Here is a 19,971-nt window from a genome sequence, read left to right as displayed (position 1 = left end):
ATTATAGGGAGTAATCAGAATCTGACAAGCGTTAAATTCAAAAAAGTTTTTGTTCGCTCAATTTCCAGGCGATACGTCTATTTAACGCCCCTTTCGGTTGATAAACGCGCGATATCACCCGCAAAACTGGTGACTTGCTGCCAGTCGGTATACACCACTTCTTTAGACGTATCCGTTTCCCCGCCCGTCATCTTCATAATCAGACGGATCATCATCTTGTCGAGCCAGCCGTAGCGAGGATAACGCAGCGCGCCGGCAAACACCGCGCTGATATCAGGCCGCCAGGGGGACTGCATCAGAAACTTACGCGTGTAGTTATTGGTTTGCGGCGTACGCTTCTCGGCTTTACGCGCCACCAGATTAACGGAGAAGAACGCACTCGGCATCCCGTTCAGCGCCTGGAAGTGCTTTTTCACAAACGCGTTAAGCGACGAGTGAAAATGGCCGTAGCGAATAGATGCGCCAATCACCACCGCCGAATAGCTATCCCAGTGGATTTCCTCGGTGCGATGCAAATTAACCAGGTCGCTTACAATCCCCTGCTCTTTTAACTCTGAGCTAATAAAAGCGGCGATCTCACGAGTCTGCCCATCACGCGAAGAGAACAATATTAAGGTTTTCACGATACGCTCCTGTTATTCGCGCCAGAATGTTGGGGTAAAGAGCACCAGAAGGGTAAAGACCTCAAGACGCCCGAACAACATATTGGCGATCAAAATCCATTTGGCCACGGGGTTCATATTGGCAAAGTTATCTGCCACCACGCCAAGGCCTGGCCCAAGGTTATTCAGCGTAGCCACTACCGAGGCAAAGGCAGAGAAGTCATCCACGCCGGTGGCAATAATCGCCAGCATGCTGACAATAAACACCAGCGCATAGGCTGAGAAGAAACCCCATACGGCTTCAAGGATACGTTCGGGCAGCGCACGGTTGCCGAGCTTGATGCTATATACGGCATTAGGGTGAACCAGCCTCTTCAACTCGCGGTTGCCCTGCTTAAATAAGAGGAGAATACGGATGACCTTCAGCCCGCCGCCCGTCGACCCGGCACAGCCGCCGATAAACGCAGAGCACAGCAGCAGGACCGGCAAAAACAGCGGCCACTTGGCGATACTGTCGGTGGTAAAGCCCGCCGTGGTCGCCATCGACACCACCTGGAAAAACGCCTGGTTAAGCGTCGTCACCGCCGAACTGTAGATATCATGGAACCACAGCACCAGCGTACAAATCACCACCAGAGTAAACTGCACGCCGATAAACATCCGAAATTCCGGGTCGCGCCAGTACACCTTCAGGTTGCGTCCGCTCAGCAAGGAAAAGTGCAGGCCGTAGTTACAGCCAGAGATTAATAAGAAGATGGCGATGATGGTGTTAATGGTCGGGCTGTCGAAATAGCCGATGCTGGCGTCATGGGTAGAAAACCCGCCAATCGCGATAGTCGCAAAGCTATGGCCGATGGCGTCAAACGCCGGTATCCCGGCGAACCACAGCGCCAGCGCGCAGGCCACAGTCAGTAAGACATAAATCAGCCATAGCGTTTTTGCCGTTTCGGCAATACGCGGGCGCATTTTGTTGTCTTTCAGCGGGCCGGGCATTTCCGCGCGATACAACTGCATCCCCCCGACGCCGAGTATGGGCAGAATCGCCACGGCCAGCACGATGATCCCCATACCGCCGAACCATTGCAGCATCTGGCGATAAAACAGGATGGCATGGGGCAGCGAGTCCAGCCCCACCAGCGTGGTGGCCCCGGTGGTAGTCAATCCGGAGAAGGATTCAAAGAAGGCGTCCGTGACAGTCAGATTAGGCTGTTCCGAGAAGATAAACGGCAGTGCCCCGACGCTGCCCAGCACGGTCCAGAACAGCACCACAATCAAAAAACCTTCCCGGGATTTGAGCTCTTTTTTCTCGCGGCGGTTCGGCCACCACAACATGGAGCCAATCACCAGCGCGACAAAGAAGGTTTGAGTAAATGCGCGCCCGGCGCCGTCGCGGTAAATCAACGCCACCAACCCCGGCAGGATCATGGTCCCTGAAAACAGAATCACCAGCAGCCCTACGATTCGGGTAATCGCGCGAAGTTGCATTAGCCACTTCCTTAGAAGTCAAAAAAGAGGTGTGGATTATTATTCAATCGGTAACAAATGCAATGCGCCGCGACTAAAATCCGTCAGCTTTGCTGTAAATTCCGGCAGTTGCAGATGCGGTAACGCAATACGTAACTGTACGCTGGCCTGAAAATCGCTGTGCACAATCAGGCCGTCATACTGCTTAACCAACGCCTCAACCCCTGCCAGCTGCGCATAATCACACTGCAAAGTATATTCAGTCAGCGGCACTTTGCGCAGCGTGGAGAGTTGCGTCAGCGCCTGCTGAACACCGCCGCCATAGGCTTTTACCAGGCCGCCAGTACCAAGCTTTACGCCGCCGTAATAACGAATCACCACGGCGGTAATTTCGCCTACCCCATAGCCCATAAGCTGGGCCAGCATCGGCTTGCCAGCCGTGCCAGCCGGCTCGCCGTCATCCGAAAACCCCAACTGCTGCGAATCATCCGGCGCGCCCGCCACCCAGGCAAAACAGTGGTGACGCGCATCGGGATACTCCGCGCGCATCTGCGCTACAAAGGCTTTTGCCGCCTCCACGCCTGGCGTATGCGCCAGGCGGGTAATAAAGCGGCTTTTTTTAATCTCTTCCGTCAGGGTGACCGGCTGAGCCGGAATAAGCCAACTTTCCATCAGGCGAGTTTCAGGTCCCGCGTCATGTTCTCAATGCTGTTCTCATGGATCACGACGTTATCTTCAATGCGGATCCCGCCAAACGGCTTCAGCGCGTCGATTTTCTGCCAGTTGAAGTGTTTCGCATATTGCCCTTCGCGCCACGGGGCCAGCAGCGACTCAATAAAGTAAATGCCTGGCTCGATGGTCAGCACCATACCCGGCTCAAGCACGCGGGTGCAGCGCAGGTATGGGTATTTTTCCGGCGCAGGAAGATGAGTGCCGCCGTTATCCTGCATAAAGCCCGCCACGTCATGCACCTGCAGGCCCAACGGATGCCCAATCCCGTGCGGCATAAACGGCCCGGTGATGTCGGCTTCCACCATCGCTTCTTCACTAATATCAGTTACGAGCTGATGACGTTTCAGCAATTTGGCGATGCGTTGATGGAACTGGAGATGGTATTCGGTATAACGCACGCCCGCCTTCATGGTGGCGATCAGCGCCAGCTGTTCTTCATTAACGTCTTTAATCAGCTGCGCATAGTCGTTATCGCTATTCGCCGCCCAGGTGCGGGTCAAATCCGCGGCATAGCCGTTGTATTCTGCCCCGGCGTCCAGCAGGAAGCTGCGCATTTCAGAAGGCGCGCGGTGATCGAGTTTGGTGTAGTGCAGCACGGCGGCATGTTCGTTCAGCGCCACGATATTGCTGTAAGGCACATCGGTATCGCGATGACCGGTGGCAGTGAGATACGCCTGGTTGATATCAAATTCGCTCATCCCGGACAGAAACGCTTCGTGCGCCGCCTGATGCCCGTTTACCGCCGTTTTCTGCGCTTCGCGCATGCAGGCCAGTTCATAATCCGTTTTATAAGAGCGGTAGTAATGCAGATAGTCGATGACGCCTTTCGGGTTGATATTGGCGGCGGGGATTTCCAGCTGCAACGCCCGCTCCGGCACCGGCCCGATATACGCCATATTGCCGCGACCTGTTGGCAGTTGGCTGGCAATGCCGTCGGCTTTAGGCAGCGCGATAATGTCGATTTCCTCGGTCCAGAACGAGGTCGGTAGCGGCTCGACGTTATGCCAGTAATCCACCGGCAGATAGAACCACAGCTTCGGCTTATTCACGCCATCCACCAGCAGCCAGCAATTTGGCACCTGGGTGACGGGTACCCACGCCTTGAACTGCGGATTGACTTTGAACGGATACGGATGATCGTCAAGAAAGACGTTAAACAGCTCACCGGAGTGGATCAGCAGCGCATCAAGTTGAAAACGAGAGAGCACATCCCGCGTGCGTTCCTGTAGCGTCGCCAGGTGATTTTTATAAAGTGTTGCCAGCGAATCCATAATCTACCCTTCTTCTTGTTCAACAATAAATTCTCGCATCTTAGCATACCGATTCAGCACCGCAGCGATTTCGACCATCCGTGATCCCCTTTGCAAATTTTTAAAGTCTCATTTGCATTTCATTAACATCAATTCCACACTCCGAGTCATCTGGTACGACCAGATCCCCATGCTGGATTCAGGAGACTGACATGCTCTACAAAGGCGACACTCTGTACGTTAACTGGCTGGAAGATGGCATCGCCGAACTGGTATTCGATGCCCCCGGCTCAGTCAACAAACTCGATACCGCGACGGTTGCAAGCCTTGGCCACGCGCTGGATGTATTAGAAAAACAAAGCGAACTCAAAGGCCTGCTGCTGCGCTCAGAAAAAGCGGCATTTATTGTCGGCGCGGATATTACCGAATTCCTCTCGTTGTTCCTGGTTCCACAGGAGCAGCTTAGCCAGTGGCTGCACTTCGCCAACAGCGTCTTTAATCGTCTGGAAGATTTGCCGGTGCCGACGCTGTCCGCCATCAACGGCTACGCGCTGGGCGGCGGCTGTGAATGCGTATTAGCCACCGACTATCGCATCGCCACGCCGGATCTGCGTATCGGCCTGCCGGAAACTAAACTGGGGATCATGCCGGGGTTTGGCGGCTCGGTGCGTCTGCCGCGTCTGCTGGGTGCGGACAGCGCGCTGGAAATTATTGCCGCCGGTAAAGACGTGAGCGCGCAACAGGCGCTGAGCGTCGGTCTGGTGGACGCCGTTGTTAAACCGGAGAAACTGGTCGACGGCGCGTTAAGCATCTTACGTCAGGCCATTAACGGCGATCTGGACTGGAAAGCGAAGCGCGCGCCGAAACTGGAGCCGCTGCACTTAAGCAAAATCGAAGCCGCCATGAGCTTTACCATCGCGAAAGGCATGGCGATGCAAACCGCAGGCAAACACTATCCGGCCCCCATTACCGCAGTGAAAACCATCGAAGCTGCGGCCACGCTGGGCCGTGAAGAAGCCCTGAAGTTAGAAAACCAGAGCTTTGTTCCGCTGGCGCACACGCCGCAGGCGCGCGCGTTAGTGGGCATCTTCCTGAACGATCAGTATGTCAAAGGCCTGGCAAAGCAGCAGGCCAAATCGGTAGAGACGCCAAAACAGGCTGCGGTGCTGGGCGCGGGGATTATGGGCGGCGGCATCGCTTATCAGTCCGCGTGGAAAGGCGTGCCGGTGATCATGAAGGATATCAACGATAAATCGTTAATCCTGGGGATGACCGAAGCGGGCAAGCTGCTGAATAAGCAACTGGAGCGCGGCAAAATCGACGGTCTGAAACTGGCTGGCGTGATCTCCACCATTCACCCGACCCTGGACTACGCCGGATTCGAGCGCGTGGATGTGGTGGTTGAAGCGGTGGTTGAAAACCCAAAAGTCAAAAAAGCGGTGCTGGCGGAAACCGAAGATAAAATTCGTCCGGATACCGTACTGGCGTCTAACACCTCGACCATTCCGATTACTGAATTAGCCAGCGCGCTGAAGCGTCCGGAAAACTTCTGTGGGATGCACTTCTTTAACCCGGTGCACCGTATGCCGCTGGTAGAAGTGATCCGCGGCGAGAAAACCTCTGACGAGACCCTTGCCAAAGTGGTGGCGTGGGCCAGCAAAATGGGCAAAACCCCGATTGTGGTTAATGACTGCCCGGGTTTCTTCGTCAACCGCGTACTGTTTCCTTACTTTGCCGGTTTCAGCCAGTTGCTGCGTGACGGGGCCGATTTCCGCCAGATCGATAAGGTCATGGAAAAACAGTTCGGCTGGCCGATGGGCCCGGCTTACCTGCTCGACGTGGTCGGCATTGATACTGCGCACCACGCTCAGGCGGTCATGGCGGCGGGCTTCCCGCAGCGGATGGCGAAAGACTACCGCGATGCGATTGATGCCCTGTTCGACGCTGGTCGCTACGGTCAGAAAAACGGTCTTGGCTTCTGGCGTTACAAAGAAGACAGCAAAGGCAAACCGCGTAAAGAGCAGGACGAGGCTGTAGAAGGCCTGCTGGCAGAAGTCAGCCAGCCGAAGCGCGAGTTTAGCGATGAAGAAATTATCGCGCGCATGATGATCCCGATGGTCAACGAAGTGGTGCGTTGTCTGGAAGAAGGCATTATCGCCAGCCCGGCGGAAGCGGATATGGCGCTGGTCTACGGGCTTGGCTTCCCTCCGTTCCACGGCGGCGCGTTCCGCTGGCTGGATACCCTGGGCAGCGCCAAATACCTCGATATGGCTCAGCAATATCAACACCTCGGTCCGTTGTATGCGGTGCCGGACGGTTTGCGCGCCAAAGCGCGTCTTAACGAACCGTATTATCCCCCGGTTGAACCCGCACGCCCGGTTGGCGATTTGAAAACGGCTTAAGGAGCGAAAGATGGAAAAGGTGGTAATTGTTGACGCAATCCGCACCCCGATGGGCCGTTCCAAAGGCGGCGCGTTTCGTCAGGTGCGGGCGGAAGATCTGTCGGCGCATCTGATGCGCAGCCTGCTGTCGCGTAACCCGGCGCTGGAGCCTTCAGCGATTGATGATATCTATTGGGGCTGCGTACAGCAGACCCTGGAGCAGGGCTTCAACATTGCGCGTAACGCCGCGCTGCTGGCGGAAATCCCGCATCGCGTACCGGCGGTGACGGTTAACCGCCTGTGCGGCTCGTCCATGCAGGCGCTGCACGATGCGGCACGCATGATCATGACCGGCGATGCCCAGACCTGCCTGATCGGCGGCGTGGAGCATATGGGCCACGTGCCGATGAACCACGGCGTGGACTTTCACCCGGGCCTGAGCCGCAACGTGGCAAAAGCGGCGGGCATGATGGGCCTGACGGCGGAAATGCTGGCACGTATGCATGGGATCAGCCGTGAAATGCAGGACAGCTTTGCCGCCCGCTCGCACCAGCGCGCATGGGCGGCAACCCAGGCCGGTCATTTCAAAAATGAAATCGTCCCGGTCAACGGCCATGATGCCGACGGCGTGCTGAAGCGCTATGACTATGACGAAGTGATCCGCCCGGAAACCAACGTAGAAAGCCTGGCGACGCTGAAACCGGCATTCGACCCGGCCAACGGCACCGTTACCGCAGGCACCTCTTCCGCGTTGTCCGACGGCGCAGCGGCCATGCTGGTGATGAGCGAAAGCCGCGCCAGAGAACTGGGCCTGACGCCGCGTGCGCGTATCCGCTCGATGGCGGTGGTTGGTTGCGATCCGTCAATCATGGGTTACGGCCCGGTTCCATCCTCGAAGCTGGCGCTGAAAAAAGCGGGCCTGAGCGCAGCGGACATCGATCTGTTCGAGATGAATGAAGCCTTTGCCGCGCAGATCCTGCCGTGCATTAAAGATCTGGGCTTGATGGAGCAGATCGACGAGAAGATAAACCTCAATGGCGGCGCCATCGCGTTAGGCCATCCGCTCGGGTGCTCCGGGGCGCGCATCAGCACCACGCTGATTAATCTGATGGAACGCAAAGACGCGCAGTTCGGGCTTGCCACGATGTGTATTGGCCTGGGCCAGGGCATCGCGACGGTGTTTGAGCGGGTTTAAGTTATCGCATCATTCACGCCACACCGTAGCGGCAGAAAAACGCCGCTACGGTGGCAATGGCGAAGAGAGAAAGATCTCAAAGCCATTGGTGCCGTAGCAAGGCGGCAAGTAAGTGAATCCCGATGAGCTTACCTAAGTAAGTGATTCGGGTGAACGAACGCAGCCAACGCCGCTATGGTGACAATGGCGAAGAGAGAAAGTTTAGTTGCCGTTCTTCCCGCCTGTCAGGGGCGGGTTTTTTATGTTCAGAAGCCATCACATGAGCGATGACTCTTCCACGATCAAATAAACGAAAACGCGTCGCCAAACATCCGGTCTTCACGCGCGCCACGCTCGTTGCAGAACAGATCCCGGGCGATTTTCGCCATCTCAAAGCGTCCGGCAATATAAATGTCGTGCTCGCTCAGGGTCCCGAAATCCTGCATAACCGCCGTCAGCACCGTTCCGCTGCGGCCGCGCCACGCTTCTTCCGGCTGTTCCACTACCGGCACCACGCTGAGATTCGGGTGATTCACCGACAGCGCTTCCAGCTCGGCTAAATCATAGAGATGTTTCTCTTCCCGGCCGCCCCAGTAGATGGCGATTTCACGGGCAGGATTACGCGCCAGCGCGGTAAACAGAATTGAGCGTGCATAAGAAAACCCGGTGCCGCCCGCGATCAGGATCAGCGGACGATCGTCTTCGTCACGCAGCCACGCGTCGCCATGCGGAATATCAATGACGATCTCGCGATCTTTAAGAATGCGGTCCATCACCGCCATGGCGTAGAGATTGAGCTCCGATGCGCCGATATGCAGTTCAATGAACCCCTGTTCGTCCGGCGTTGAAGCCATAGAGAACGGGCGCTTATCGCGCTCGTCCATTACCACCATCAGGTACTGGCCGGCACGAAAGGAAAAAGGTGAGTCCGGTACTAAACGAACGCGGTACACGGTTTCTGTGATCGCGTCCACCGAGGTCACTTTACAGCTTAAGGTTGTCATGCGTTCCCTCTGTCGGGTCAATATTGCAAAACCGCAACGGTCGCGTCAGGCGCTTTTACCGTCATTAAAAATGGCCAGTTGATCCCAGATGGCGTCGATACGTTCGACCACCGCCGGATCCTTTTGAATCGGACGACCCCATTCACGCTGGGTTTCGCCGGGCCATTTGTTGGTGGCGTCCAGTCCCATTTTTGAACCCAAACCGGAAACCGGCGAGGCAAAATCCAGGTAATCGATCGGCGTATTCTCTACCAGAACGGTGTCGCGCGCCGGATCCATACGCGTGGTGATGGCCCAGATTACATCGTTCCAGTCACGCGCATTGACATCGTCATCACAGACAATGACAAACTTGGTATACATAAACTGCCGCAGGAATGACCACACCCCCATCATCACACGCCTGGCGTGCCCGGCGTACTGCTTCTTCATGGTGACGACGGCAAGGCGGTAAGAGCAGCCTTCCGGCGGCAGATAAAAATCGACAATTTCCGGGAATTGCTTCTGCAAAATCGGCACGAAGACTTCGTTCAACGCCACGCCCAGCACCGCAGGCTCATCTGGCGGGCGACCGGTGTAAGTGGAGTGATAAATGGCGTCTTCGCGCTGGGTAATGTGCGTCACCGTGAATACCGGGAAGTTATCCACTTCATTGTAGTAACCCGTATGGTCGCCGTACGGCCCTTCCGGCGCCATTTCACCCTGCTCGATATACCCTTCCAGCACGATTTCCGCGCTGGCAGGCACTTCCAGATCGTTGGACAGGCATTTGACCACTTCGGTTTTGGTGCCGCGCAGCAGTCCGGCAAAGGCGTATTCCGACAGGGTATCCGGCACGGGCGTTACCGCGCCGAGGATGGTGGCCGGATCGGCGCCTAACGCCACGGAGACCGGGAAACGTTCGCCGGGATGCGCCGCGCACCACTCCTGGAAATCTAACGCGCCGCCGCGATGGGATAGCCAGCGCATAATCAGTTTGTTTTTACCCATCAACTGCTGGCGATAGATCCCCAGATTCTGGCGCTCTTTGTGCGGGCCACGGGTCACGGTCAGCCCCCAGGTGATTAACGGTGCGGCATCATCTGGCCAGCACTGCATAATCGGAATACGGGTGAGATCCACCTGTTCGCCCTGCAGCACTTTTTGCTGGCATGGCGCGCCGCGCAGGCGTTTGGTCGGCATATTCAGGACTTGTTTAAACTGCGGCAATTTATCAAACAGATCGCGAAATCCGCGCGGCGGCTCAGGCTCTTTTAAAAAAGCGAGCAGTTTTCCTACTTCGCGCAGCGCCGTTACATCCTCCTGCCCCATCCCCATCGCCACGCGCTTCGGCGTGCCAAACAGGTTGCAGAGCACCGGCATGTCATACCCTTTCGGGTTTTCAAAAAGCAATGCCGGCCCACCGGCACGTAATGTGCGGTCAGCAATTTCGGTCATCTCAAGATGAGGATCAACAGCCAGCGAGATGCGTTTTAACTCGCCCTGCTGCTCAAGCAGCGTCAGGAAATCGCGCAGATCGTGATATTTCATGCAGTTTTTTATGCCTTTTCGTTTAGCGCTTCATTATACGGTGTTCGTCGCAGGCATGCTGTAATTTTGTTAAATTAGCGTGAACTGATACGAGAGCATCTTATCTGTTAGTTATAATGGTTTTAGCTATATAAAAGGAGTTTTGATATCCTTTTGCGCCTGGTTATTGAAGAAGAGTGTTTATGCAATCCTGGTATCTACTGTACTGCAAACGAGGTCAGCTTCAGCGTGCGCAAGAGCATCTGGAACGTCAGGCGGTGACCTGCCTCACGCCGATGATCACGCTGGAAAAAATCGTGCGTGGGAAACGTACAACAGTCAGTGAGCCGCTGTTCCCCAATTACCTGTTTATCGAATTCGACCCGGAAGTCATTCACACCACCACCATCAACGCCACACGCGGCGTCAGCCACTTTGTTCGCTTCGGCACCCAACCCGCCACCGTACCGGTTACCGTTATTGACCAGCTGGTTCAATACCAGTCTGAAGAGATAACCGATCCGGGCACGCCATATCCTGGCGATACCGTTGTGATTACTCACGGCGCGTTTAAAGGGCTGGATGCGATATTTACCGAGCCTGACGGCGAGGCGCGCTCCATGCTGTTGTTAAATCTGCTTAATCAACAGGTTCTGCAAAGCGTGCAGAACACCGAGTTCAAAAAACAGTAATCAGAAGCGAATGCCAAACAGCGAACGGACATTCTCGTCAGTTTGCTGAATCAGCTGTTGCGCATCTTCTCCACGCCACATCGCCGACTGGGTAATGATATGCGGCAAGTAGCCCGGCTCGTTACGGCGCGATGAGGGTTTGACCGGCAGATCGCGCGGCAACAGCCACGGGGCATCGGTTTCAAAAAACAGTTTATTGGCGGGGATCATCGGCAGCAATTCACGCAATTCAAGCCCGCGACGCTCATCGCATACCCAACCGGTAATGCCTAAATACACCCCCAGATCCAGACACGCCCGCGCCTCTTCGCGTGTGCCGGTAAAGCAGTGCAATACCGCGCCCGGCAGCTTATCGAGCCACGGCGTCAGCAGCGCGACAAACCGTTCATGGGCATCCCGGCAATGCATAAACACCGGCATTGATAACTCCGCCGCCAGCGCCAGTTGAGCGCTGAACGCCCGCTCCTGATCTTCCGGCGTGGAATAGTTGCGGTTGAAATCCAGCCCGCATTCACCAATGGCGACCACTTCGGGCGTGTTCGCCAGTTCACGCAGCGCATCGGTGGTCTCAGGCAGCCAGTGGCTGGCGTCATGGGGATGAACGCCGGCGGTGGACCAACAGTTGTCGTAGCGGCGGGCGAGCTGCTGCGCCTGCTGGCTCTCGTGCAAACTGGTGCCGGTTATCAACATGCCCGATACGCCTGCGGCGAAAGCCCGCGCCACCACATCATCCCGATCTTTATCAAACTGCCCGCTGGTGAGGTTAACGCCAATATCAAACATGCGATTTATCCTGTAAAAAACCGCCCGGTGGGCGGTTTCAGTTACTCTTTCGTGGCTTCCGTTTCGTCGTCTTCTTCAGACGGCATACGTCGCTTACCGACGTAGAAGCGCGCGAAGAATACGCCGACTTCAAACAGGAAATACATCGGAATAGCCAGTAAGGTCTGGGAGAAAACATCCGGCGGCGTCAGCAGCATACCCACGACAAACGCGCCCACTAACACATATGGCCGCTTTTTACGTAAGTCTTCCGGCGTGGTCACGCCCATCCAGCACAGCAGCACAATAGCGACCGGGACTTCAAACGACACGCCAAACGCCATAAACAGCGCCATGACGAAGCTCAGGTAGCTGGCGATATCGGTTGAAACTACCACGCCGACCGGCGCGGTATGCGTCAGGAAGCCAAACGCCAGCGGGAACACCACGAAATAAGCAAACGCCATACCGATATAGAACAGCAGCGTACTGGATACCAACAGCGGCACCACTAAACGGCGTTCATGTTTGTACAGCGCCGGGGCGATGAATGCCCACACCTGATAGAGGATCACCGGCGCGGACAGGATCACCGACACCATCATGGTCAGCTTGATTGGCGTGAAAAACGGCGATGCCACATCGGTGGCAATCATGGTTGCACCCTGCGGCATCTGGCTTATCAACGGCGCGGAGACCATTTGATAGATATCGTTGGCGAAATAAACCAGCGCCAGGAAGATTGCCAGGATCGCGACGACGCAGTTCAGCAGACGCTTACGCAGTTCAATCAGGTGACTGATTAGGGGTTGAGTATCTTCTACAGCCATGTTCAGGATTTTTCACTTGAGGACGACGGTGCGGCACCTGTCGGAGAAGACGTCGAAGCCGATGACGCTTTGGTCAGATCGACAGGCTGCTCAGCAGACGGGGCCGGAGCCGGTTTTTGCGCCGACGCGCTCACCTGGTTTTCCGCCGTGGCTGGCGTAACGCCTTCATGCGCCGCTTCGTTGTCTTTCACAATCGGATTATGAATGGTGTGGGCTTCGTCATGCGCCTTTTCCGGATCGTTGGCCGTATAAGTGCGTTTCATTGACTCTGCCGCTTCACGCAATTCATCCATGGAAGCCTTGAGCTCTGGGGTGAGATTACTGAGGCTCGCTTTCTCAACTTTCTTGAGACTGTCCTGGAATTCCTGGAGTTTTAACTCCTGAGTCAGCTCATTCTGCACAGTGGTGGCAAGGGAACGCAGCGCCCTCACCCACCCGGCAATGGTTTTGACCGCAACAGGCAAACGCTGCGGCCCCAACACAATGAGGCCGATGACAAAGACAAGAACCAGTTCACCGAAACCAATATCGAACACGGCTTACACCTGCTCTTTATCGTTGCTCTTCGCTTCGTCTTTCTTCACGTCGCTTTGCTTGTCAGAAAGGGATTTCGCCGTGAAATCAGCATCCTGAGTAGAGGTGTTTTTCGGCTCGTCATCGCCCATGGCTTTCTTGAAACCTTTAATGGAGGCACCCAGATCGGACCCCAAAGAACTGAGCTTTTTGGTACCGAAAAGCAGTACGACGATAACGACAATGATCAATAACTGCCAAATACTAATGCCACCCATATAAATCCTCAGCTACAGATGATGAAATTTGCAAACCGCATTATATACCGCTCATTATCCAGGCTGCATCAGTGTTGGTAAACATATCCACAACGGTCACAGAGTTTTTGTGTAAGTTGTGAAAATGTGGCCCGCTTTTTTACAGCCTGAACGCTGATAATTTCAACGCAGTCATTCCATGATGTTTTAAATCGAGCCAGTACGACGCCAGCCAATCAGCCATACGACGATACCGCCCGCCATAACCCATGCCGGGATTAAGTCCCATTCCGGGCGAGTCACCAGCATTAACGTTCCGCTTAACAACAGCGTGGCGCCAATACCAAACAGATAGCGTGATTGGCCTTGCCGCACGCGCTGTTCGTGTAACTCGCGGGCGATTTTATCAACGCTTTGTTGCAATTGTTTGCCCTGGCGCAAACTGTCGTACACCAGTTCAGGTATTTCTGGCATTTTTTCGATCCAGAACGGTGCTTTCTCTTTAAAAGAGCGCACCAGCGCCGGAAAACCCACCTGATCTTTGATCCAGGATTCCAGGAATGGTTTTGCCGTCTTCCACAAGTCCAGCTGTGGATAAAGTTGGCGGCCAACGCCTTCCACATACAGTAAGGTTTTTTGCAGCAGCACCAGTTGCGGCTGCACTTCCATGTTGAAGCGACGCGCGGTGTTGAACAAATTCAGCAGCACATGGCCAAAAGAGATTTCCGCCAGCGGCTTCTCAAAGATGGGTTCACATACGGTACGGATGGCGAACTCAAACTCTTCAACGTTGGTATCCGGCGGCACCCACCCGGAATCGACGTGCAGCTCGGCAACCTTACGGTAATCGCGGTTAAAGAAGGCGATAAAGTTCTCCGCCAGATAGCGTTTATCTTCTTTATTCAGCGAGCCGACGATGCCGCAGTCAATACCGATATATTTAGGATTCTCAGGATGTTCATAACTGACGAAAATATTGCCCGGATGCATATCGGCATGGAAGAAACTGTCGCGAAACACCTGGGTGAAGAACACCTGAACGCCGCGCTCCGCCAGCAGTTTCATATTGGTGCCGTTGCGCTCAAGGGTTTCCACGTCCGAGACCGGAATACCGTAGATGCGCTCCATCACCAGCATATTTTCACTGCAATAATCTGAGTAAACTTCAGGCACATACAGCATTGGGCTGTTTTCAAAATTGCGCCGCAACTGAATAGCGTTTGCCGCTTCGCGCAGCAGGTTAAGCTCATCAATCAGCGTTTTTTCATATTCCCGTACCACTTCCACCGGGCGTAAACGGCGGCCATCCGGCAATAAACGCGGCACCCAGCGCGCCAGACGGTAGATCAGCTTCATATCGGCGCGGATAATCGGCAGGATATCGGGGCGGATCACCTTGATCACGACTTCTTTGCCGTTCTCTTTCAGCTTCGCCGTATGCACCTGGGCGATAGATGCCGAGGCCAGAGGGTTGATATCGAAATCATCGAACCAGGTTTCTACCGGAATATCGCCCATCGACTTTTCGATTTGGCGTTTCGCCAGCACGCCGTCAAAAGGCGCGACGCGGTCCTGTAACATGGCAAGCTGATCGGCAATCTGGGGAGGAAACAGGTCACGGCGGGTAGACAGCATCTGACCAAACTTGATCCACACCGGGCCGAGTTCCTGAAGCGCCAGCCGCAGACGCTGGCCTAACTCTTTATCGCCGTGGCGGTTGGGCATCCAGAACAACGTACGCCGCCATAAGCGCAGCGGCAACGTGATGCGGATCCTCGGTATGAGCTCATCCAGCCCATAGCTTAAGAAAGTACGAATGATGAAGTACAGGCGCCGAATTTCACCTGGCGTCATTTGGCCTCCAGCGTTTCTAAACGACCAATAAGCGCGTCGAGCGATCGCGCAAGTGCATCAGTTTCTTCAGCAAACCAGGCGACTTCCAGCGGACCGGGGGCCATACGCCACTCTTCCGTTACCGCTTCAGCCAGATAACGCTGATTACGCTCAACGCCTTTTTTGACGATGCGCGCGCCGGTGCGAAAGATTTTGCCCAGCCCTTCGGCGGCGATGTCGCCGATGTACGGCGCAAGCAGTTCCGCAGGATCGAATTCCGCCAGATCCATCAGGGACACCAGGTTTTGCACCACCTGAATGTCGCCTTCGACTTCCAGATCGCCCCGGCGGATCAGCGCGGTCAGCTGCTGGCGATTGCGCAGTTCAGGCAATACCGACAGGCGCGTGGTCACCGAACAGTCGGTCTCGCCTTCCCACTGCCCCAGCACGTCAACCTGCTGTTCACTGAAGACCAACACCAGCGGGGTAGAGAACTCGCGGAGGGCAATACGCAACACCTTTCCCTGCAACCGCTGACGTGCAGATTTAAGCGCCCGATCCTGGTATAAGAAGGCGTTTAATGCCCCTTCAATACCGGCGGTAATTAGCGGTGTTATTGGCATCCGCGGTCTCCCTTAAAACTTATAACCACGATGAAGCGCGACGATACCCGCGGTCATATTGAAATATTCGACGTTATCGAACCCGGCATCCGCCATCATCGCTTTCAGCGTGTCCTGATTGGGATGCATACGGATGGATTCCGCCAGATAACGATAGCTTTCCGCGTCCTGCGCCACCAGCTCGCCGATACGCGGCAGCACGTGGAAGGAGTAGGCGTCATAGGCTTTGCTTAACGGGTCAATAACCGGTTTGGAGAACTCCAGCACCAGCAGACGACCGCCGGGCTTCAGCACGCGATACATCGAACGCAGCGCTTTGTCTTTGTCGGTCACGTTGCGCAGGCCAAACGAGATGGTGATGCAATCAAAGGTGTTGTCAGGGAACGGCAACGCTTCCGCGTTAGCCTGAACGTATTCAACGTTGCCCACTACGCCGATATTGCGCAGCTTCTCACGGCCCATTTTCAGCATTGAATCGTTGATGTCCGCCAGCACGACCGTGCCGGTTTCACCCACCAGACGGGAAAATTTCGCCGTCAAATCGCCGGTGCCCCCCGCCAGATCCAACACTTTTTGTCCACGGCGCACACCGCTGCAATCAATAGTAAAGCGCTTCCATAAACGATGGATCCCGAACGACATCAGGTCATTCATAACGTCATATTTCGCTGCAACAGAATGGAAAACCTGCGCCACCATATCCGCCTTTTGCGCTTTCGCTACGGTCTGAAAGCCAAAGTGCGTTGTGTCCTGTGAATCATCAACCATTTCGGAGCCTGCTATTGATAAAAAATGTTCGTGAAGTGTAACAGATTGGGCGCAATTGCCCTATGTTTCAAGCCGGTTTTAACAATCGCTACCGGTGCGCTGAACAGGCGGAATCGGCCCTGGCGCGTTGTTTTGCGAATAGTTTTCCGGTTCCTCGTCAATGCTGCGCAGACGAAACTCGTCGTCATCCAGACGCGCCTGTTCCACCATTTCCGGATTAATCTCGCGCTTCACTTCTACCCCCAGGGCACGAAACCCATCGGCCTGCGCCAGCAGGTTGCCGCGCCCGGAACTGAGCTTTTTCATCGCCTGGCGGTAGTTTTCCTGCGCTTTATCCAGCCCCTGCCCGACGGCGGACATATCATCAACAAACAGGCGCATTTTGTCGTACAGCTTTGCGGCGCGCTCGGCGATTTGCTGAGCGTTCTGGTTTTGATGCTCATAACGCCACAGGTTAGCAATGGTGCGTAATGCCACCAGCAAGGTGGTGGGGCTGACCAGCATGATATTGCTTTTCAGCGCTTCGCTGATTAGCTCCGGCTGCCGGTCGATAGCCAGTAAGAATGCCGGTTCAACGGGGATAAACATCAACACATAATCCAGCGATCGCAGGCCGGGCAGCTGCTGATAGTCTTTGCGGCTGAGTAAGCGGATATGACTGCGAATAGCCGCGATATGTTCGTTGAGCGCCAGCTCACGCTGGTATTCGTCTTCGGCGTTGAAGTAACGCTCGTAGGCCACCAACGTCATTTTGGCGTCAACCACCACGTCTTTGTCCTGGGGGAGACGGACAATCACATCCGGCTGCATACGGCTGCGATCGTCTAACTGAATGTTGACCTGGGTGTGATACTCATATCCTTCACGTAAACCCGATGCCTCCAGCACCCGCGTCAACACCACTTCACCCCAGTTGCCCTGGGTTTTATTGTCGCCTTTCAGCGCCCGGGTCAGGTTAATCGCCTCCTGGGCCATTTGGGCGTTGAGCTGCTGTAAGTTGCGGATTTCATGGGTCAGCGTATGGCGCTCACGCGCTTCCTGCCCGAAGCTGTCCTGCACCTGGCGACGGAAGCCGTCAAGCTGTTCACGCAACGGGGTTAACAGCCCGTTCAGGCTCTGGCGGTTTTGCTCTTCCACCTGGCGATGGCTGCGGTCAAAAATGCGGTTGGCGAGGTTTTCGAACTGTTCACTGAGGCGCTGCTCGCTGTTCATCATCTGGCGCAGTTTGTCGTCGTTATGCTGGCGCGTGGTTTCAAGCAGCGTGGTGACTTCGCGCAGATCGGCTTCCAGCGAGCTTTTAATCTCTCTCAGGGTGCGCAGTTCGCCGTTAAGCAATTCGCACTCTTCGCGCCAGTGCTCGTAAGCCTGTTTCGCCGCGCTTAACTCGCTGAATACATCGCGCTGTTCCGCCAGCAGATCTGCCTGACGCTGCGATGCCCGCAGGCTTGCGCCCAGCCAGCCGAGCAATATGCCCGCCAGCGCAACCGCCGCCATCAGTAACAGAGAGAATTCCATCATGCCTCCCGCATTAACCCCACCTGAGCAAAATGGAATTGTGCTGGATAAATGTCCAGTTTTAAAGGCATTTACTGCGAGACATCGCGCAAAAGATTAAAAACAGCGCACGTCAGGGAAGGTAAAACCGGGAGAAACGGGCCAGCCCTCCAGGGAAGCAGGGCTGGCGACGGGGTTTAAATCAGGCGACGCGCGGCCTCAACCACGATTTTCACCGCGTGGCTTTCGGTCTGCTTCATGGTTTGCGCGTTCGGGATTTCCTGCTGGGTACGGTTCACGATAACCCCGGCAACCATCCCTGCACGCAGCCCCTGGCTGGAGCACATGGTCAGCAGCGTGGCGGATTCCATTTCATAGTTCATCACGCCCATCTGTTGCCACTCCTCCATCGAGCCTTTGTAGCGGCTGACCACACGGCCAGAGAAGGTATCGTAACGCTCCTGCCCAGGGTAGAAGGTGTCGGAAGAGGCGGTGACGCCGATGTGGGTAGTGGCGCCCACGGCTTTCGCGGCTTCAACCAGCGCGGTGGTACAGGCGAAATCCGCAACCGCCGGGTATTCCATCGGCGCGAAATGCAGGCTTGCGCCATCGAGGCGAACGGATGCGGTCGTCACCAGCACATCGCCAACATTGATATGCGGCTGGATCGCGCCGGTGGTGCCTACGCGCAGAAAGGTGCGGATGCCCAGTTGCGCCAGCTCTTCAACGGCGATGGAAGTTGATGGGCCGCCGATACCGGTAGAGCAGACGATAACCGGCTTGCCGTCCAGCTCTGCGCGCCAGGAGGTGAATTCGCGGTGTGATGCCAGCTTGACCGGCTTATCCATCAGCGCGGCGATCTTTTCCACTCGTTCCGGGTCGCCAGGTACGATGGCAAGCGTTGCGCCCTGCAGGTCGCTTTTGGTAAGGCCGAGGTGAAAAACATCAGACGTAGACATAAATGACTCCTCTTTGGGTCGGTTTGTCAGAAGCTGCAAAAGGGTACTTTACAGAAGCTGCCCGGGTAATTTCGTGACTCAATTCACTTGTATGGAATTCGCTTGCATAACATTTCCATAAAATAGTGACATTAATCACAATAAAGGCCCATCCCGGTGACGATCACAGGAACGGGTTTTCCGTGTACGAATTTTCAGCTCGCAGGCTATAGTTAGGTTTGCGCTAAAAAAATGGTTACGGAGCCTGGCCATGACAAAACAAAACACAACAGACAACCCTTCAGGATTTGCTTCCGCCGCTTCACCTGTCGCTTCAACGGTAGTACATACCGCCGAAGATGGCATCCACTGTGGTGAAACGTCTATTGCGACCCAGGGCGAGAACATGCCGGCCTGGTATGCCCGCCCGGAAAATGCCGACCAGCCATTACCGGTGGTGATGGTGGTGCAGGAAATTTTCGGTGTACATGAGCATATCCGCGATATCTGCCGCCGTCTGGCCCATGAAGGCTATCTGGCCGTCGCGCCGGAACTCTATTTCCGTCAGGGCGATCCGGCGGATTATGACGATATCCCGTCGCTGTTCAGCGGCCTGGTGAGTAAGGTGCCCGACGCCCAGGTACTGGCGGATCTCGATCACGTGGCGAACTGGGCTTCCCGTCAGGGCGGCGATCCGCACCGTCTGATGGTCACCGGCTTCTGCTGGGGCGGGCGCATTACGTGGCTATACGCCGCGCACAATCCGCAGCTCAAAGCCGCCGTGGCGTGGTATGGAAAGCTGCTGGGGGATAAAACGCTTAACTCGCCGAAACATCCGGTAGATGTCGCCGTGGATCTTAACGCGCCGGTGCTGGGCTTGTATGGCGCTCAGGATACGGGCATTTCGCTGGAAAGCGTGGAAACTATGCGTCAGGCGCTGCGGGCCGCGAACGCCAAAGCGGAAATCGTGGTTTACCCCGACGCGGGCCACGCGTTCAACGCCGACTATCGTCCGAGCTATCACGCGGAATCCGCCGCGGACGGCTGGCAGAGAATGCTGGATTGGTTTGGCCGTTACGGCAATAAAAAGTAACGGCCCATCCTGAATCAAAAATATGCCCCCTCCCGTTCAGGAGGGGATTTTT

Annotated in this window: 19 protein-coding genes; 4 read left to right on the top strand and 15 right to left on the bottom strand. The window is 55.5% G+C overall.

The genetic code is table 11. The annotated features are described in order from the left end of the window. Positions 1-77: 77 nt before the first annotated feature. The 4 genes from hemG to pepQ are packed head-to-tail and all read right to left on the bottom strand — an operon-like array spanning position 78 to position 4,069. Positions 78-623: a menaquinone-dependent protoporphyrinogen IX dehydrogenase gene (gene hemG / locus GV764_RS03640; RefSeq protein ID WP_161659021.1), complete on the bottom strand. Its 546-nt coding sequence runs from the start codon at positions 621-623 to the stop codon at positions 78-80. A 12-nt stretch (positions 624-635) separates the two neighbouring features. Further along, the gene (trkH, locus tag GV764_RS03635) at positions 636-2,087 is read right to left on the bottom strand and encodes a Trk system potassium transporter TrkH (protein WP_161659020.1); all 1,452 of its coding nucleotides are present in this window, start codon (positions 2,085-2,087) and stop codon (positions 636-638) included. Between the two features lie 39 nt (positions 2,088-2,126). Beyond that, positions 2,127-2,738 carry an IMPACT family protein gene (locus GV764_RS03630; protein ID WP_161659019.1) on the bottom strand — a complete coding sequence of 204 codons (612 nt, stop codon included), beginning with the start codon at positions 2,736-2,738 and terminating at the stop codon, positions 2,127-2,129. Further along, a complete protein-coding gene (gene pepQ / locus GV764_RS03625) occupies positions 2,738-4,069 on the bottom strand; it encodes a Xaa-Pro dipeptidase (protein ID WP_161659018.1) in 1,332 nt (443 codons plus the stop codon). The genes GV764_RS03630 and pepQ overlap by 1 nt, the downstream gene beginning before the upstream one ends. Positions 4,070-4,260: 191 nt before the next feature. Between pepQ and fadB the strand changes: the two genes are divergently transcribed. Both fadB and fadA read left to right on the top strand, forming a co-directional pair. Continuing rightward, positions 4,261-6,450: a fatty acid oxidation complex subunit alpha FadB gene (fadB, locus tag GV764_RS03620; RefSeq protein WP_161659017.1), complete on the top strand. Its 2,190-nt coding sequence runs from the start codon at positions 4,261-4,263 to the stop codon at positions 6,448-6,450. A 10-nt stretch (positions 6,451-6,460) separates the two neighbouring features. Then, on the top strand, positions 6,461-7,624 hold the full coding sequence (gene fadA, locus GV764_RS03615; RefSeq protein ID WP_161659016.1) for an acetyl-CoA C-acyltransferase FadA: 1,164 nt from the start codon (positions 6,461-6,463) through the stop codon (positions 7,622-7,624). A 281-nt stretch (positions 7,625-7,905) separates the two neighbouring features. Here the strand turns inward: fadA and fre are convergent, their stop codons facing one another. Then, on the bottom strand, positions 7,906-8,607 hold the full coding sequence (gene fre / locus GV764_RS03610; RefSeq protein WP_161659015.1) for an NAD(P)H-flavin reductase: 702 nt from the start codon (positions 8,605-8,607) through the stop codon (positions 7,906-7,908). Positions 8,608-8,652: 45 nt separating this feature from the next. Further along, positions 8,653-10,149, bottom strand: coding sequence for a 4-hydroxy-3-polyprenylbenzoate decarboxylase (ubiD, locus tag GV764_RS03605; protein WP_161659024.1), 1,497 nt, complete (start codon positions 10,147-10,149; stop codon positions 8,653-8,655). Positions 10,150-10,319: 170 nt separating this feature from the next. On the opposite strand from ubiD, the gene rfaH reads away from it, so the two are divergent. After that, positions 10,320-10,808 (top strand): transcription/translation regulatory transformer protein RfaH, encoded by a 489-nt coding sequence (gene rfaH / locus GV764_RS03600; RefSeq protein ID WP_161659014.1) that lies wholly within the window; start codon positions 10,320-10,322, stop codon positions 10,806-10,808. Here the strand turns inward: rfaH and tatD are convergent, their stop codons facing one another. The 9 genes from tatD to udp all read right to left on the bottom strand — a co-directional run bounded on the left by tatD (position 10,809) and on the right by udp (position 18,847). Further along, positions 10,809-11,591, bottom strand: a complete 783-nt coding sequence (gene tatD / locus GV764_RS03595) for a 3'-5' ssDNA/RNA exonuclease TatD (protein WP_161659013.1) — start codon at positions 11,589-11,591, stop codon at positions 10,809-10,811. It abuts the gene before it with no gap. Positions 11,592-11,632: 41 nt separating this feature from the next. Then, positions 11,633-12,400, bottom strand: coding sequence for a Sec-independent protein translocase subunit TatC (gene tatC, locus GV764_RS03590; protein WP_161659012.1), 768 nt, complete (start codon positions 12,398-12,400; stop codon positions 11,633-11,635). A gap of 2 nt (positions 12,401-12,402) precedes the next feature. Next, positions 12,403-12,936 carry a Sec-independent protein translocase protein TatB gene (gene tatB / locus GV764_RS03585; protein WP_161659011.1) on the bottom strand — a complete coding sequence of 178 codons (534 nt, stop codon included), beginning with the start codon at positions 12,934-12,936 and terminating at the stop codon, positions 12,403-12,405. A gap of 3 nt (positions 12,937-12,939) precedes the next feature. Next, entirely contained in the window at positions 12,940-13,191 is a 252-nt protein-coding gene (tatA, locus tag GV764_RS03580; RefSeq protein ID WP_125295483.1) for a Sec-independent protein translocase subunit TatA, read from the bottom strand. 186 nt (positions 13,192-13,377) lie between these two features. Next, positions 13,378-15,024 carry a ubiquinone biosynthesis regulatory protein kinase UbiB gene (gene ubiB, locus GV764_RS03575; protein WP_161659010.1) on the bottom strand — a complete coding sequence of 549 codons (1,647 nt, stop codon included), beginning with the start codon at positions 15,022-15,024 and terminating at the stop codon, positions 13,378-13,380. Then, positions 15,021-15,626 carry a ubiquinone biosynthesis protein UbiJ gene (gene ubiJ / locus GV764_RS03570; protein ID WP_125295481.1) on the bottom strand — a complete coding sequence of 202 codons (606 nt, stop codon included), beginning with the start codon at positions 15,624-15,626 and terminating at the stop codon, positions 15,021-15,023. Before ubiJ ends, ubiB begins: the two co-directional genes overlap by 4 nt. Positions 15,627-15,638: 12 nt before the next feature. Beyond that, positions 15,639-16,394, bottom strand: coding sequence for a bifunctional demethylmenaquinone methyltransferase/2-methoxy-6-polyprenyl-1,4-benzoquinol methylase UbiE (gene ubiE / locus GV764_RS03565; protein WP_125295480.1), 756 nt, complete (start codon positions 16,392-16,394; stop codon positions 15,639-15,641). Between the two features lie 78 nt (positions 16,395-16,472). Beyond that, positions 16,473-17,909: a DNA recombination protein RmuC gene (gene rmuC, locus GV764_RS03560; RefSeq protein WP_161659023.1), complete on the bottom strand. Its 1,437-nt coding sequence runs from the start codon at positions 17,907-17,909 to the stop codon at positions 16,473-16,475. Between the two features lie 176 nt (positions 17,910-18,085). Continuing rightward, positions 18,086-18,847, bottom strand: a complete 762-nt coding sequence (gene udp, locus GV764_RS03555; RefSeq protein ID WP_125295478.1) for a uridine phosphorylase — start codon at positions 18,845-18,847, stop codon at positions 18,086-18,088. A 250-nt stretch (positions 18,848-19,097) separates the two neighbouring features. On the opposite strand from udp, the gene GV764_RS03550 reads away from it, so the two are divergent. Then, on the top strand, positions 19,098-19,919 hold the full coding sequence (locus GV764_RS03550) for a dienelactone hydrolase family protein (RefSeq protein WP_161659009.1): 822 nt from the start codon (positions 19,098-19,100) through the stop codon (positions 19,917-19,919). Positions 19,920-19,971 lie beyond the last annotated feature (52 nt).

It is taken from the genome of Atlantibacter hermannii, assembly GCF_009907385.1.
GTDB lineage: Bacteria > Pseudomonadota > Gammaproteobacteria > Enterobacterales > Enterobacteriaceae > Atlantibacter > Atlantibacter hermannii_A.
This window is presented reverse-complemented; position numbering and strand designations above follow the sequence as displayed.